Source organism: uncultured Campylobacter sp., assembly GCF_938045205.1.
GTDB lineage: Bacteria > Campylobacterota > Campylobacteria > Campylobacterales > Campylobacteraceae > Campylobacter_B.
Window position 1 is genome coordinate 1 of the sequence record NZ_CALIMY010000079.1, and the last position, 14810, is coordinate 14810.

Here is a 14810-nt window from a genome sequence, read left to right on the forward strand (position 1 = left end):
GAGACTCAAGAGGAAAAAGATTTAGCGATCTCTTGCAATAGCGGCAACGGAAAATATAGCGCATGCACGAAACTAGTCGAAATTTTATCCAAAAAGTGCGACGGCGGAGATTATGAAAGCTGCGGGGCTGTCGGGATGATATTTACGGATTTGGGTCAATACGAATTTTCATCCGCTCCTTTGATCAAAGCATGTGAAGCAAATATCATGTCTTACTGCTCCTATCTTGCCATTAGCGATATACTTTTTACGGGAAATCTTGAAAGAGCCGCTAAGGTTTTTGACAAAATTTGCAAACAGGGAATTTCGGAAGATAAAAGGCTTGCTTGCAGCATCAAGAAAGAGATTGAAGACTGCTCTAAAGATGCAAAATGCGATCCGCTAATGAAAGCCAAAGAAATTATCAAAGGACTATAACCATGAGAAAAATTTTATCATTAGCGCTGCTTTTATCTATGCCTTTGCTGGCAAAAAACGATATAGACATTGATATCTCTGCCGCAATAAACGATACAAACCTAAAGAATTTAGCGGATAAATGCGATTGGAACAAAGGCGATTATGAAGCTTGCTTGACGTTAAAAGATACTTTATCGGCAAAATGCGACGAAAAAAATTTTGAAAGCTGCGGTGCATTGGGAATTTTATTAATATATTTGCGCAGAGAGGAAGACGCAACAAAAGCGCTAAATAAAGCTTGCGATTCCGGATTATTAAATTTTTGCCTAAACGCAGGGATGCACGATTTGTACTATACGGGCAATATAAAAAGAGCATTTGTAAATCTTAAAAAGGTATGCGATGCGGCGATAGAGCCTTCGAAGAAAAAATTGGCCTGCAAGATGTGCTATGGTTTGGAGCCATGTTTAAATGATAATGAATGCAATCCGGTGAAAAAAGCTAAAGAACTTTTGGAATAAGATTAATTTAACAGGATAAAAAAACGGCAATAATTTTATAAAGTTTGAAAAGATAAAAGGTCGCGGCGGGCAATTTGAATTAGTACAACCCATCAAAAAATAATGTAAGCAGTTGGCTATATAATTTTGAAATTCTAATCTAGAAACTTTATATCTTACCTATAAAAATTTTTAAATTTTACTCTTGCGGTTAATCATAAATTCTATATGAAGTCTTTAAATTCAATCTAAAACCTCTCTCGCGTATTTTATCCCCAAATCATACGCCTTTTCATTTAGCGCACGGGTTTTTTCAGGCACAGAGCGGAGCATTTGCTCTTTTACGAGCCCTGAGTCCATACAGCGGCTAAGCTCTACTGCGATCGCTAGAGCCACGACACTTTGAGTGATGACATTTCCGACTTCGTATTTTGCGATGGTGATAATTGGAATTTCATAAATTTTAAAGTTTATCCTATCCTCATCGCTCGGTGCTACTAAATTCGGCTCGATTACGATCACGCCGCCTTTTTTCACGCCGCTTTTAAAAGCATCGTAGCTACTCTGCGCCGTTGCGAGCATGAAATCGATCTCGCCCTCGCTTGCGTAAGGATATAGAATTTCTTCATCGCTTAAGATAATATCCACTTTCGTAGGTCCGCCGCGTACCTGAGAGGTATACGTAGATGCCTTGATTCCATAGCCACCGTGCGCGATCTTTGCCGCAGCTAGAATCTCACCTGCTAAGATCACGCCTTGACCGCCCACTCCCACAAATCTTAATTGATTCATCTTAGTCCTTCAAAATTTATCGCTTCGCCGCTTTGTGCCGCGTCTATCACCTTTTGATACGCCTTTGTGTATTCGGTATGCTCATTATCTTCATGTAAAACCCCAAGCGGAAATAGCCCTGCACGCTCATCCTCGCTAAGAGCGTCAAATTTTGCTTTGGAAATCGTGCGCGAATCAAGCCACTTTAGCATTTGCACTGCCTCGCTCATTTTATTTTTACGACCCAAATTTACGTGGCAATTGCTAAAAATATCAAAAAAACTATAACCCTCGTGCTCAAAGCCCTTGGCTAGAAGTCGCTCGATTTTTTCGGGATTTGTCACGCTCTCGCGTCCGACAAAAGTTGCTCCAGCGGCAATCGCAAGTTTCGCCGCATCAAAGCTGGGATCGACATTGCCGTATTGCGCCGTAACCGTCCAAAACCCGCGCGGCGTCGTAGGGCTCGTCTGCGAGTTCGTAAGCCCATAGATGAAATTATTTACTAAGATATGATTTAGATCGATATTGCGGCGGCATCCATGAATCGTGTGATTGCCCCCTATCGCAAGCCCATCGCCATCGCCAGTGACTACGATTACGTGTTTGCCTGGATTTGCGAGCTTGATACCCGTAGCATAAGCTATCGCACGCCCGTGCGTCGTATGGACGGTATTGCAGTCTATGTAACTCGACATCCTGCCACTACAGCCGATACCGCTTACCACGCACACATCGTCCATACTCCAGCCTACGCGGTCAATCGCGCGGATGATCGCTTTTAAGATCACTCCGTCGCCGCAGCCCCAGCACCAAAGCGTAGGCATCTTGTCCGTTCTTAGATATTTGTCGTAATCAAACGCCATTTAAAGCTCCTTTACTTTCTCGATAATCTCGCTGGGGCTAATCGGTCTGCCGTTTGCCTTAAGAAGCGTCTTAAAATCATCTCTCAAACAAGCGCGCTGCACCTCTAGCAGATACTGCCCTAAATTTAGCTCGGCGATCAAAATTTTATTAAATCTCTCCCCTAACTCCTTTAGCTTGCGCGCAGGGCTTGGCCACAGCGTGATCGGGCGAAAAAGTCCCACACGCACGCCTTGCCCACGTAGCTTTAAAATCGCGTCTTTTGCTGCTAAGCTAACGCTGCCGTAGGCGATGATGCAAGCATCAGCGTCATCTAGCATAAATTCCTCGTATTGCACGATCTCATCTTCATGCGCCGAAATTTTATTAAAAAGCCTTTTTATAGAGCGATCCACGATCTGCTCGTTTTCGGTCGGAAAGCCCTTCGCGCCGTGATGAAGCCCCGTTATGTGATAGTGGTATCCCCTAAAAAAGGGATTTAGCACCGCAGGCTTATCGGGCGCAGCATCGTAAGGCTCATAATCTTTCGGACTACCTTTAAATTCCGCCCTACGCTCGATTTTTAGATCCGAAATTTCAGGGAGCATCGCCTTAGCCTGCATATGCCCAAGCGTCTCATCAAGTAGCAAAAATACCGGCGTCATAAACCGCTCGGCTAGATTGAAGGCGCGCACGGTTTGCGTATAAGCCTCCTTTAGTGAGCCAGGGCACAGCGCGATGCTTTGAAAATCGCCGTGAGTGGGGTTGCGAGCTTGCAAAATATCGCCCTGCGCCACTCGCGTAGGAAGCCCGGTGCTAGGACCTCCGCGCATAACATTTACGATTAAAAGCGGAATTTCAGCGATGAAGCCAAGCCCGATCTGCTCTGATTTCAGCGAAATTCCAGGACCGGAGCTTGCCGTCATCGCCTTCGCACCGCTCATAGACGCGCCCAAAGCTACAGAAATGCCCGAAATTTCATCTTCCATCTGGATAAATTTACCTCCGACCTTAGGTAGCAAGCGGCTCATCTCGTGCGCGATCTCGCTGCTTGGCGTGATCGGATAGCCGCCGAAAAAATTACAGCCGCAATCAATCGCCGCACGCGCAATTAAGGCGTTACCTGTGGAAATTACCTCTCTCATTATGCGTCCTTGGGTTTCATAAAATTATTGTTTTTGATCTTTTCAGCCATCTCTCTAGCCTGAGAGCTTAGACGAGCGAATTTAAAGCCCTTGGGCGCGACGAAAATCGCAAAATCTGGGCAGTGCAACTCGCACTCCCTACAGCCGATACAGGCGCCCTCATCCACCACGTCGATCATCATGCCCTGCACGGCGCCCTCGTCCTGTCTCATCGCGATCGCGCCGCTAGGACAGACGCTTACGCAGATGTTGCACGCCTTACAGCGGCTCTCATCCGTCCATACGGCGCGCTGGCTCTCATTGTCGCTCATATTTTCTCCTTAATTTATCAAAATCTGCACTAAATCCCGCCTCGCGATTTAAAATTTGAAATTTTGCGGCGCAAGCCCGCTTTGATCGCATTAAAGTCCTCTCGTTTTTAAATTTTGCAGAGTTTAAATTTTAAAATTTTGTGGCATTTAAAAATTTTACGTCACGCAAAATTCTGCGCCAAAGTAAAATTTTAATCTATGAAATTTCACAGCGGGCAAAATTGTGCAAATTTTAAAATTCCGCAGTGAATTAAATTTTACGCTGCAAAATTCTGCGAGCTTAAATTTCTTGCCAAAGTGAAATTTAATGCCGTAAAATTCTATCGCAAGAATCCTGCGCTTTGAAATTTTAAATCTATGAATCCCGCTTCCGCATCGCGCCGAATTCGCTCTATATCCGCTAAAACTTCAGCCCCGCCACCTGCGCTCGCATCCGTTCAAGCTGCGCGTAGAAATCACCCGAGTAGGCAAAATTTCTCTCTATCGCGCCCATTTTACCGACGCTTACGAAGCGCCCCAAAGGCACCCCCGATCTATCCGCGACGCAGCAGGCGAGCGTGCCGCAGGTATCAAAAAGGATGTATTTTATGATCTTTACGATCCCCGCAGCGGGCGCTAAATACGCCGACGTGCCCAGCAGCTCGCCGATCTGCGCGCCGGCGCGTTTGGTATTTTGTACCGCACGCTCGAAAATTTCATCCGAAATTTCAAACCCCAGCTCATTTTTAAGCGCGATCATCTCTTCGCTATGCGGGCCTACGATCGCGCTTCTCATCGATGAAATTTCCTTGCCGCTCGCTCGCGCGAGTTCAAATTTAAGCCGCGCGCCGTCTAGCTCGCCCGCCATGCCGATGACGCGCTCCTTTGCAAACCCGCTAGCCTGCAGCGCCGCATAGACCATAATATCAAGCGGATTGGTAACGACGACGATAATGGAGTTAGGCGCATATTTTGCGGCATCTCGCGCGCATTGTGCGACGATGGCGGCATTTACGCCAAACAGCTCCTCCCTGCTCTGCCCCGCCTTTCTTGCATGCCCCGCCGTGATCACGACGATGCCTGCGTCCGCTATATCGCTAGGCTCCGTGCTAGCGCTTATACGCAGGTCGCGCTCATAAACTGCCGCCGCATGGGCTAGATCGAGTGCCTTGCCGCGCGCGATCCGCTCTACAGCATCCACAAGCGCGATGCTATCTATCTTTTGGCTCAAAGAATCGCTTACGATAAGATCGTTCGCTACCGCCGCGCCGATGTTTCCGGCGCCGAATATCGCTATTTTCATTGTTATCTCCCAAATATCGGTCCGCATTTTTATAATTGCGAGGCTTAAATTTTAAAATTTAAAGACGAAATCTCGTTTTTTAAATTTAATGCCGAAACGGACTTAAATTTTACCTCTGCGCCTTTACGTTGCGCTCGTGCTCGGCTTGCGTGCGCGCAAAATCGTGAAGCCCGGTCTTTTTATTTCGCATAAAATACAGATACTCGCTCTTTGCGGGCGCGAAAACGGCGCGTATCGCATCGCGAGAGACCACGCACACGGGCTCTTTGGGAAGTCCGTCGTTGAGGTAGGTGTTGTAGTGGCTGGTGTCAGTGCGGATGCGCTGCGGAGTGATCTTGACGTGCGAAAACTCGCCGTAATTTAGCGTGCCGTCCATCTGAAGACGCATATTTTTGGCTAAGCGATTGTCGATGACGGAGGCTACGAGGGGCATCTCATCTGCGTTTGCGGCCTCTTTTTGAATAACCGAAGCCTTGATCAGCACCTGCTTCCACGCCGTGGCGTTATAGTCGCCGCTAAGCTCGCGCGACAATCCTTCGTGGAATTTTTGCGCGCTTGAGATGAGGTGGTCAATGATATTTTTTTCGCTTTCGTTTTTGCTAATTTTGTAGGTTTCAGGCACCAGAAAGCCCTCGTAAAACGGCGCCGTGGCGTTGTATTCGCGCTCAAGCTCGCTAAAGCTTAGCCCACGATCTTTCGCCAGCTGTTTTAAAAACACGATCGTAGTCTCGCCCGGGATCAGCTTAATCTCGTTCATCACGGGCTTTGCGACGCTTAGCTCATACAAAAATTGGTATTTGGGCAAATTTTCGCCGCTAAGCTCCAGCTCGCCGGTTTTTGCGCCGCCGTAAAAAGAAAGCAGCCTCGCGTCGAATTTGCTAAATTTAGGATAGCTCTTAGAGAGTTGCGATAAAATTTTCGTTGAGCTACCCTGACCTATCTGCACGGTTGTCGCGTTGCCGACGCGCTCGTGTAGATCAAAGCCCACGGCCAAAAGGACGATAGCCGCAAGCTCAATACAAATGCACGCCGCTTTGATGAGCTTTATAAAGAATTTCATGCGTTCCTTTCAAAATTTAGCTGAAATTATAGGCAAATAAGCCAAAATTTTGAATAAATTTCATATTATAAGCGCAGTTTTTCGGCACGCCCGATTTGGTTTTGGGGCGGAGTTTTTTGATGAGGCGATGATGTTTAGAACTTTGGCTAGATTTTTTTTGGGCATAACGATACTTTTTATAGTCTGCGCGGTAGGCCTAAAGCACGGCATAACGATTTCGCAGCTGGACGTGGGCTTTGCAAAGCTTGAGGGGTTTTATCTCAAGCTAAATAAAGGTCTCGTGCTGCGTATCAAAAATCTTGAAATTACGCAAAATAATACACAAAATTTAGAGCAAAATTCCACCGATCTGCGCACGCAAAGCGAGAAAATTTTGGAATTTAGCAAAAAAATATCGCTTATCAACTCATTTTTTGAAGAGATCGACGTGCAAAATTTGAAGATCAAGGGCGAAAGTCTAAAGCTAAAATACAAAAGCGACGTTTTTTACACAGATACGCGGTTTTTTAGGCTAAACTCGAAGATCACGCCAAGCGCAAACGGGCTGAACTTCGATCCAATCGAGCTTGAGCTAAATGATTTTAATCTCACTCTGCACGGCACGGCGCGAGCAAATTTCAGAGCCGATACGTATGATTTTAACGGCACCTTCGCTTCGCACGAGATCGCAGGCGAGCTTGACGTGCACAATATCGGCTCGGAGCTAAATATCGAGATAAACCGCGCCTCGGCCTTGAGTCTGAAAAATTTTATGAATGAGCTGGGCGCACTTACGGGGCTAAATCCTCTTGCGAACGAGTGGATCTACGGCAAGGCGGTCGCGCAAAACTACTATATCGAAAACCTCCACGCCAAAATTGATCTGAAAGATCCGCGCCCGGTCGCCGAAAACGTCAGCGCCACGGCTTATGCGCAGGATCTTACGATAAAATTTCAGCCGCAAATCGAAGCCGTAACGGTAAAAGATGCCAACATCACGCTCAAAAACGATTTTCTAAGCTTCACGCTAAATGAGCCTAAATTTAAAGGTAAAAGCCTGGAGGGAAGCGGCGTGCGTATCGGCGGGCTTTTTGAAGAGAGGCCGGTCGTATATCTGGATCTGCGAACCAAGGAGAGTTTGGGTAAAGACCTTGTAGATATTTTGCAAAGCTACGGCATAGACGAGCCCGTATATCCGCTAGGCGGCGGGATCGATGCGCGCGTGCTGATAGACGTGGACGTAGAAAAGGAAAGTGCCAAGGTGGATGCGAACGTGACGCTAAAAGACGCCGATCTGATGATCTCTAAAGCGAAATTTCACTCCAAAGCCGCGCGGGTGCATATCACCGAGAAAAAAATCGACATCAAAGACGCGAATCTGCAAAATGAAATTTTTAACGCCACGGCAAGCGGTAGTATCGATATCGCCACGCGCAAAGCTAAATTTAACGGCATTATTCATAGCTTCAATCTCTCCCCGAACGGCAAAGAAATTTTAAAATTTGGCGACGCGCGAGATAATATAAGCCTTGATTTTAGCGGCAAAGCGCCAGTGCTGAGCTCGCAATTTTTAGGCGCGAAGATGAGCTTCGGCGAGCGGATCGAGATCAGCTCGCCCGATATTAGCGGAATTCTGCCCTTTTCCAAGACGCTTAAAAACGCTGGCATTAGCGGCGGAGACCTTAAAATTTTAACCAGCGATTTTACAAACTTAGATATCAGCAGCAGCAATCTCATCTTTGATTTCGGTCTGCTAAACAAAGACGGAAGCCATTATAAAAACGACTCTTTCACGCTTCGGGTGGGCGGAGGCGATCTGGACGGCTCTAGCGGAAGCGGTAAAATTTCTCTCAAAATCAACAAAGGCGGCAACTTCGTCTCTTTAAAAGACGTGGACGTCGCGATCAATACGAGCGTGCAAACCAGCGAGTTTAATAGCGGCACGAAGGAGCGCTCGCCGATAAATTTCAGCGGGCAAAACTCTTCCATCGTGCTATCCGATCTTAATAAGACGCTGAAATTTACGCACTTTAACGGCGTGCTGGACGGTAAAAATATGAATTTAAACGCAAGCTTTAAACGCGGCGACGTGAAGTTGATCTTTAAAAAGAGCTTGCTTCAAATTTTTGCGCAAAACATCAGCGGCGAGGCGCTTAATCAATTCCTAGGCTCGCAGAGCTTCGACGGAGGGGTATTTACGCTAAAAGCAAGCGGCATCGATCCGCGAAACTACCGCGGCGAGATCAACGTGCAAAACACCTATCTGAAGGACTACATCATCTATCAAAGGCTGCTTAGCTTTATAAACTCCGTGCCGTCGCTGCTTACGTTTAAGACGCCCGATTTCAACGATCGCGGCTTTAGCGTGCAAAAGGGCAAAATTTACTTCCGCCGCAGCGGCGATAAAATTTACATAAACGCAATGAACTTTACCGGCAGTAGCGCAGACATCGCGGGTAACGGCGAAGTAGATATGAAAAGCGGCTCGCTAAATATCGATCTGGAGCTTAAATACCTCAAAGACGCAAGCTCGATAATCTCAAAAATCCCGCTTCTAAATCATATCATCTTGGGCGAAAACAACACGATCTCCACGATCATCGAGATTCGCGGCACGATGAAAAAGCCTACCTACTCGACCGGCGTTGCGACCGACGTGCTAAAAACGCCGTATAATCTCATCAAAAACACGCTGATGCTGCCTTTCGTGATCTTCGGCGACAGCGAGGAGAGCAGATGAAATTTCCGCTCGATTATAAGGATAGCTTTGAAAAATCGCTGCTGTTTTGGCTCGTAAAATTCGTGCGCTACAAGCTAAGCGCGTTATCGAATAAGGAGCTGAAAAACGACGCGCTGTTTCGCCGCGCGAGCCTGGCGCTAAATCATGAAGTAGCAAATATCAATGAACTCGAGCGGCTCGCAAAAGACGCGCGAAACGCAGGCCTTACGGGCATTAACACTTACTTTAACCCGCTTAAAAAATTTTACGAAGCGATAGTAGAGTACGGCCTTGAGAGTATGAAAAATATCGACGAGGAGCTTTTGAGCGAAATTTTAGCCTCGATTACGGGCGGGCTGAGTGATGCGAGCAAAAAAAACTACCGTATCGCGCTGATAAATTTTTTCGGCTTCATCGACCGTCAAAACGAGCAGGACGGCACCTCACATAACTTCGGCATCGAGCTTAAGCACTGGGGCGGCATTAGCGGCAGCCGCGGCACGAAGCTTCCTGAGTTTATGAGCGAGGAGGAGTTGAAGCGGTTTTTGGACGCGATAAATTTAAGCGAGTTTCCCTCCTTTGCTCACCGCAACCGCCTGATCGTAAAAATCATCGTCTACACCGGCATCCGCGTGGGCGAGGCGATAAATTTAAAGCGCAAAGATATCGCGCCTGAGGGCGATCTTTTCGTCATCAGAATCCGCGGTAAGGGCAATAAATACCGCATCGTAATGATCAAGCGCCACCTAATTGAGGAGCATCTAAACGCGCTGGAGACGAATTTTGCAAACAAAGAAGGCTATCTTTTCGTCACCAAAAACGGCGCGCCGCTCACTCAAGCATACGTCAGCGGCATCGTGGAGAAAATTTTAATGAGCGCGGGTATACGCAAGGAAAAAAACGGCGCTCATATGCTGCGCCACACCTTCGCAACGATGCTTTACAAAAAGCAAAAGGACCTCGTACTCGTCCAGGAAGCCCTCGGCCACGCGAGCCTAAATACTTCGCGCATCTACACCCACTTCGACAGCGACAAACTGCGCCTTGCAGCGAAAGTCGCGGAGGAATTTGAGGAGTAAAATTTTAAAATTTGCGGCGGTGCGAGGCTTGGCTGAGCGAGATTTTTTAAATCTCGTTTTGATGCGGCTTTGAAATCGCTTTTTATGGAATTTATTTTCTAAAAAATTTGGAATTTTATTTTGAAAAATTTTAAAATTTGTTTTTCATACTCGCATAACAAAACCTAAAATTTTACCTTTCGCACTTTAGAATTTAGCTCATTAACTCGGCAAAATTTTAAATTAACGCGCGAGCCTTAGAGCTTGATCGAAAAAAATTCTAAAATTTTGCTCTTTTAGAGTATAGAATAATTTACTTTTTAGATTTTCTAATATGATTTCGCCTAAAATTCCAGATAAATTTAGTGCAAAATTTCATTTAAATTTTGACGATACGGGATTTCATCCGAGGATTTTATAAACAAAAGGTAATCGACATATTAAGAGGTAGCGGATATAAAATTTATCTGCAAATTCCGCAAGGATGGAATTCCTGATTTAAAATTATTTAAACCCTCAAAATTTTATAGTTTGATATGCCTTCAAATTCTCATCGCACCGAATTCTCCTTAAAATTTAAAAATGCAAAAGATTTGCCACCAAAGTTTGCTACGAAATTTACCGACGCGAAGCTTGCTTCATAAACAGCGCAGGAATCATATAGAAATTTCTAATAAAATTTAAAGAGATAAAATCATCGGCATGATTATTTTAGATTTATTTTACGACAGAAATCCCGCTCTTGCGAGCAGGATTTCATTTCTTAGGGGGATAAGAAAAGGAGTTTAGGCTAAATAAATTTAGCCCGAGATTTCGTCTAGCCACGGAGTCCCGCGGCAAAAAGGAGCAAAAAGACGAAATCTCGCGCAAAATTTTAAGCCAAGATTTGAACGATCAGCTCGCGACAATAAACGAGATTTGCGACGGCTTCAAAAGCTATCGCAAAAACGCCGTGCCGCAAGCATCAAAATTAAACGAGCCTTTGTTTTTTGAAATACTCGCGCGGAGCCTTGCAGAGCGGACAGGCGCCCGGGGCTTTCTTGCCGCGATGAACGTGGCCGCAGACCTCGCACACCCAAACTTCCTCGTCAAAGCTCTCGAAAAAGCCCTCTTCTAGCAGGATCTTTTGAAGCTCGTTGTATTCGCGCTCGTGCTCCTCCTCGACCTTGCCGATAGCGTTAAAAAGGCGCGCTACCTCTTTTTTGCCCTCTTCGGTCGCGATTTTAGCGAAGCTAGGATACATGCTCTCGTGCTCGTAGCGCTCGCCGGCGGCGGCGTCGAGCAGATTTTTATCCATCTTATCAAGCGCTATGCCGGCAGCCGCATGATGTGCCTTTAGCTCGGCTCTGGCGTGCCATTTTTCATTTTCGGCAGCCTCGTAAAAATGTCGCGCAATGGCGTGAAAGCCCGCCTCTTTGGCCAAATCGCCGTAAAGATCGTATTTGTTGCGCGCTTGAGACTCGCCTGCGAACGCCTTCATTAAATTTACCTGCGTCAGATCCTCGGTGATGCATTTCATCGGCTCTCCGCAGCAGCTAAGCGTGCCGCTGCCTACTTTTTGCACCTCGACCTCCGCGCCGCATTTGTCGCATCTGTAAGTTTCGTACTGTCTCATTTCAATTCCCTATCAAAATTTTTGGGGAATGATACCACGGCTACTATTAAATTTTACTTAATAAATTTTATTCTTCTCAATAAATTTATGTTTTTGAGAAAATTTTGGCACGGAATTTCCATCCGCAAAATCTAAACTTAAGATTTTTCAAAGCAAATGAAATTTCAAGCAAAAGCGCTAATGCTCGATTATCTAAAAATATAAAATTTAGTTTTTTGACTCATTTAGTCTACGATTTTCAAGGCTAGTCACATCATTGGAAATTTTTTAAAATTTTAAAGTTATCTCAAAAATAACTTGCTAATTTTGCCGCGCAGTCTTGTTTACGAGTATATAACAATGCTCAGTAAAAGCAGCTTTAAATGCACCAACGAGCTGCCCGATTGTAATTATAAAGCGCTAAAAGCGTAATTAAGGGCATTGTAGCATTACCATCTTGCCGCTATGATCGGTAATATCTGAGAATTTATGAACGTCAAATTCTAAGCCGCAAATCGAGCAAGGAGGAAATTTATCGACTTCCTTTTCTCCTAAAAGCGAGCAAATTCCGCCTATTGCCGGATTATGTCCAACGATAAATACGCATTTCGCGCTAGCTGCGTTAAAATTTCGCATAACATCTGTGCTAGAAATTTCTACATCATTGCAAGATATCGCATTATCTTTGCCAATGCTAGCGGGAATTTTAGCGCTCTTAAAAGCAGAATTTTCAGCGTTTGTGTCGCGATGTTTTTCGCTACTCAAACCAACCGCATTGTATTTTTCAACATTCACACTGCACCCAAAAAATCGTTTCTCATCCAAGCTGCGAACAAACTTTGCCAAATCCCATAAGCTTGCGTCATATAACTCTCGCAATGACGCTACCCTTTTTGTCGCATCTAACGCATTAGCGATAATTTGCGCCGTATGGAGTGCGCGTATAGCCGAACTTGTAATAATCAAATCAGGCATAAGTCCCAAGCTACGCAGCTTTTCTCCGAGTTTAATTGCGCAAAGTTCGCCCGCATGGCTTAATGCCCGCTCAAAATCGCTTCCGTTGCCACTTTGCGCCTCGGCATGTCTTATAAAATATATCCGCTTCATCTGCATCCTTTCATAAAATTTTATGTATAATTTAGCGTTAAATTCTACAAAATTCTAAATTTTTTCTGAATCATACCAAAGCCATAACCGACCACAAATCCCGCTATGTGCGCATACCATGCCACATTTACGCCCATTAACATCGGCGCAAAGCTCATTATCAAAATCGCGACAAAAATCCCGCCCGCATTGCGTTCATCAAAATAAGCAATCACGCCTAAAAGCACGCAAATAGCGCCACTAGCGCCTACGATATTGACGATTTCTCCCATGCTCATGGCATAACGGATATAAATCAGACACAAAGCGCCACTCAGCAGCCCGCCTACGATGTAAAGTAGCGTAAATTTTATCCCACCGAACGCTCGCTCTAAAATCCCACCAAATTGATACAAAACAGCCATATTCATCGCTAGATGCATCACTCCGCCGTGCATAAAAAATGAACTTAGTAATTGCCACGGCATCCCCTCGAAAAAATATGGATTGAGCCCGAAAAACAGGTAGGACTTAAAGCCGAAAAAATATTCCAATGCGAATGAAATCACGAAGAATAGGACATTCGCCGCGATGATCGCGAGAGTAAATTGGCCTGTTTGCATGAAACTCCTTAAATTTTTCACGCATAGTAGCGAAATTTTGATTAAATTAAAGGCGTCGTGTGATTTATAGGCTCGAGATAAATTTCATAGATAAGTGTTGGCATCAAAATTTCGGCGAATAGTTTTAGTTGCAAGCGCCTTAATAAATAGCTGCGCTAAAATTTAAAATTTAGATATAAAGCTTTAAACTAAAATTTCCTTAATAAAATTTAGATCGTAAATCTTTTTTAAAACTTTACTGGAATTTATAAAGTTTATCTGACGTAAATTAAAAAAACAAACATGCCGTTAAATTTAATAACGATGAAATTTCAGCTATATGAAGCTTCTTTGTAGAATTTTATGTAAAATTATAAGTATAATTTTACTAAGAATAACAAAAATTTGAGTTCAAATTAATTTCAAAATAAATTTTAGAGTAAATATTTTAAATGCTTATTATATTGCGCGTTAAAAATGCTAATTTAATTTGCTATAGCAGTATTAAAGTGAGTTTTTATTGATAAGTTTTTACTGCAAGAGCTAAAAGCCATAAAAATTTTAAAATTTGATTAGAATTTTAGGAATTTAATAAATTCTACAAAGCTAGGTTACAGCTAAAATCCCAAGCGAATTATCTGAAAAATTTTACTTGAAATTTTAGAACATAAATCAAACCGCCGCGAATTTTTAAAAGGTCTAGCAAAATTCCATAAAATCTAATAAATTCCAAAAGTTATGAGAAATTTTTCAAAAAAAATACGGCGAAAGAAATTTAAAAATCCTAATTATTTACTCGTCCGTATCCTGCGAAGCGGTTCGATGCTAGGCAGCTTATGCGGTCTTTGCCGCAGCGCACGATATAGCTATTTTCCATCTTTTGCCCCGCTACATGGACGTTTTTCTTATTTAAATTTACGAAGTCCGCTTGATTTCTACCACGAGTATTGTGGACGAATTTCACGCGACCATCGGCATATATCTCGCGCACGATACCGATATGGCTGATTTCGTTATTGACCTTGCCTTTGTTAGAGCGCAAAGTGTTTTGAAAAAACACCAAATCCCCCACTCGCGGCGTATTGCTGAGTAAATTTCTACGGCTGTAATAATTATATATTGCTTGGGATTTGCGTCCGTTTGTGAAGTATTTCGGCAGATCTTTTGAGTTAAAAAATAGATCATCGTATTTATCATTTAGCACGGTGATAAATCCGCTACAGTCCCCTCCTGCGCGAGTGCCGGTGTAATCGTCTACAGATGCGATTAAAGGGCGGTTAAACTCGCTTCCCGGCACCGAAGTTATTCCTTCTTCATGATCGTTTAAGACATACGCTTGCTGGCTGCCGGCAGACGGGGCTTTTGAGGAGCAACCGACCAGCAAAAACGCACCCAAAGCGCAGATAATTAGTTGTTTCATATAAATCCTTAAATAAAATTATGCGACGATTCGAACGTACGGCG

At 44.4% G+C, this 14810-nt stretch carries 14 protein-coding genes; 4 read left to right on the top strand and 10 right to left on the bottom strand.

Features of this window, described 5'->3' with window-relative positions; translation table 11 throughout:
* Together Q0198_RS04580 and Q0198_RS04585 are read left to right on the top strand one after the other, a co-directional pair.
* Positions 1-417: hypothetical protein (locus tag Q0198_RS04580; RefSeq protein ID WP_297895531.1), on the top strand; the 417-nt coding region annotated here is incomplete at its 5' end.
* Between the two features lie 2 nt (positions 418-419).
* A complete protein-coding gene (locus tag Q0198_RS04585) occupies positions 420-920 on the top strand; it encodes a hypothetical protein (RefSeq protein WP_297895534.1) in 501 nt (166 codons plus the stop codon).
* Positions 921-1142: 222 nt separating this feature from the next.
* Here the strand turns inward: Q0198_RS04585 and Q0198_RS04590 are convergent, their stop codons facing one another.
* The 6 genes from Q0198_RS04590 to mltG form a co-directional block, all read right to left on the bottom strand.
* Positions 1143-1691, bottom strand: a complete 549-nt coding sequence (locus Q0198_RS04590) for a 2-oxoacid:acceptor oxidoreductase family protein (protein WP_297895536.1) — start codon at positions 1689-1691, stop codon at positions 1143-1145.
* Complete coding sequence (locus tag Q0198_RS04595) at positions 1688-2533, bottom strand: 2-oxoglutarate ferredoxin oxidoreductase subunit beta (RefSeq protein ID WP_297895538.1); 846 nt, start codon at positions 2531-2533, stop codon at positions 1688-1690. The genes Q0198_RS04590 and Q0198_RS04595 overlap by 4 nt, the downstream gene beginning before the upstream one ends.
* Positions 2534-3655: a 2-oxoglutarate synthase subunit alpha gene (locus Q0198_RS04600; RefSeq protein WP_297895541.1), complete on the bottom strand. Its 1122-nt coding sequence runs from the start codon at positions 3653-3655 to the stop codon at positions 2534-2536.
* A complete protein-coding gene (locus Q0198_RS04605) occupies positions 3655-3966 on the bottom strand; it encodes a 4Fe-4S binding protein (RefSeq protein ID WP_297895543.1) in 312 nt (103 codons plus the stop codon). The genes Q0198_RS04600 and Q0198_RS04605 overlap by 1 nt, the downstream gene beginning before the upstream one ends.
* A gap of 400 nt (positions 3967-4366) precedes the next feature.
* Positions 4367-5248: a malate dehydrogenase gene (locus Q0198_RS04610; RefSeq protein ID WP_297895547.1), complete on the bottom strand. Its 882-nt coding sequence runs from the start codon at positions 5246-5248 to the stop codon at positions 4367-4369.
* A 109-nt stretch (positions 5249-5357) separates the two neighbouring features.
* Entirely contained in the window at positions 5358-6308 is a 951-nt protein-coding gene (gene mltG, locus Q0198_RS04615; RefSeq protein ID WP_297895549.1) for an endolytic transglycosylase MltG, read from the bottom strand.
* A gap of 49 nt (positions 6309-6357) precedes the next feature.
* Here mltG and Q0198_RS04620 point away from each other — a divergent pair, with 49 nt between their 5' ends.
* Both Q0198_RS04620 and Q0198_RS04625 read left to right on the top strand, forming a co-directional pair.
* On the top strand, positions 6358-9027 hold the full coding sequence (locus Q0198_RS04620) for an AsmA-like C-terminal domain-containing protein (RefSeq protein WP_297895552.1): 2670 nt from the start codon (positions 6358-6360) through the stop codon (positions 9025-9027).
* A complete protein-coding gene (locus Q0198_RS04625; RefSeq protein WP_297895555.1) occupies positions 9024-10085 on the top strand; it encodes a tyrosine-type recombinase/integrase in 1062 nt (353 codons plus the stop codon). Before Q0198_RS04620 ends, Q0198_RS04625 begins: the two co-directional genes overlap by 4 nt.
* A 949-nt stretch (positions 10086-11034) precedes the next feature.
* Here Q0198_RS04625 and Q0198_RS04630 read toward each other — a convergent pair.
* The 4 genes from Q0198_RS04630 to Q0198_RS04645 all read right to left on the bottom strand — a co-directional run bounded on the left by Q0198_RS04630 (position 11035) and on the right by Q0198_RS04645 (position 14766).
* The gene (locus Q0198_RS04630; RefSeq protein ID WP_297895558.1) at positions 11035-11679 is read right to left on the bottom strand and encodes a ferritin family protein; all 645 of its coding nucleotides are present in this window, start codon (positions 11677-11679) and stop codon (positions 11035-11037) included.
* Positions 11680-12090: 411 nt separating this feature from the next.
* A complete protein-coding gene (locus tag Q0198_RS04635) occupies positions 12091-12765 on the bottom strand; it encodes a histidine phosphatase family protein (RefSeq protein ID WP_297895560.1) in 675 nt (224 codons plus the stop codon).
* A 44-nt stretch (positions 12766-12809) separates the two neighbouring features.
* Positions 12810-13367, bottom strand: a complete 558-nt coding sequence (locus tag Q0198_RS04640; RefSeq protein WP_297895562.1) for a rhomboid family intramembrane serine protease — start codon at positions 13365-13367, stop codon at positions 12810-12812.
* Between the two features lie 763 nt (positions 13368-14130).
* Positions 14131-14766: an NlpC/P60 family protein gene (locus Q0198_RS04645; RefSeq protein ID WP_297895564.1), complete on the bottom strand. Its 636-nt coding sequence runs from the start codon at positions 14764-14766 to the stop codon at positions 14131-14133.
* Positions 14767-14810: the final 44 nt, after the last annotated feature.

Bases quoted from the DNA above. Each gene is read 5' to 3' on its own strand.
- Q0198_RS04595 (WP_297895538.1), bottom strand. From the start codon at position 2,533: ATGGCGTTTGATTACGACAAATATCTAAGAACGGACAAGATGCCTACG.
- Q0198_RS04630 (WP_297895558.1), bottom strand. From the start codon at position 11,679: ATGAGACAGTACGAAACTTACAGATGCGACAAATGCGGCGCGGAGGTC.
- mltG (WP_297895549.1), bottom strand. From the start codon at position 6,308: ATGAAATTCTTTATAAAGCTCATCAAAGCGGCGTGCATTTGTATTGAG.
- Q0198_RS04625 (WP_297895555.1), top strand. From the start codon at position 9,024: ATGAAATTTCCGCTCGATTATAAGGATAGCTTTGAAAAATCGCTGCTG.
- Q0198_RS04610 (WP_297895547.1), bottom strand. From the start codon at position 5,248: ATGAAAATAGCGATATTCGGCGCCGGAAACATCGGCGCGGCGGTAGCG.
- Q0198_RS04640 (WP_297895562.1), bottom strand. From the start codon at position 13,367: ATGCAAACAGGCCAATTTACTCTCGCGATCATCGCGGCGAATGTCCTA.
- Q0198_RS04600 (WP_297895541.1), bottom strand. From the start codon at position 3,655: ATGAGAGAGGTAATTTCCACAGGTAACGCCTTAATTGCGCGTGCGGCG.
- Q0198_RS04585 (WP_297895534.1), top strand. From the start codon at position 420: ATGAGAAAAATTTTATCATTAGCGCTGCTTTTATCTATGCCTTTGCTG.
- Q0198_RS04590 (WP_297895536.1), bottom strand. From the start codon at position 1,691: ATGAATCAATTAAGATTTGTGGGAGTGGGCGGTCAAGGCGTGATCTTA.
- Q0198_RS04605 (WP_297895543.1), bottom strand. From the start codon at position 3,966: ATGAGCGACAATGAGAGCCAGCGCGCCGTATGGACGGATGAGAGCCGC.
- Q0198_RS04635 (WP_297895560.1), bottom strand. From the start codon at position 12,765: ATGAAGCGGATATATTTTATAAGACATGCCGAGGCGCAAAGTGGCAAC.
- Q0198_RS04645 (WP_297895564.1), bottom strand. From the start codon at position 14,766: ATGAAACAACTAATTATCTGCGCTTTGGGTGCGTTTTTGCTGGTCGGT.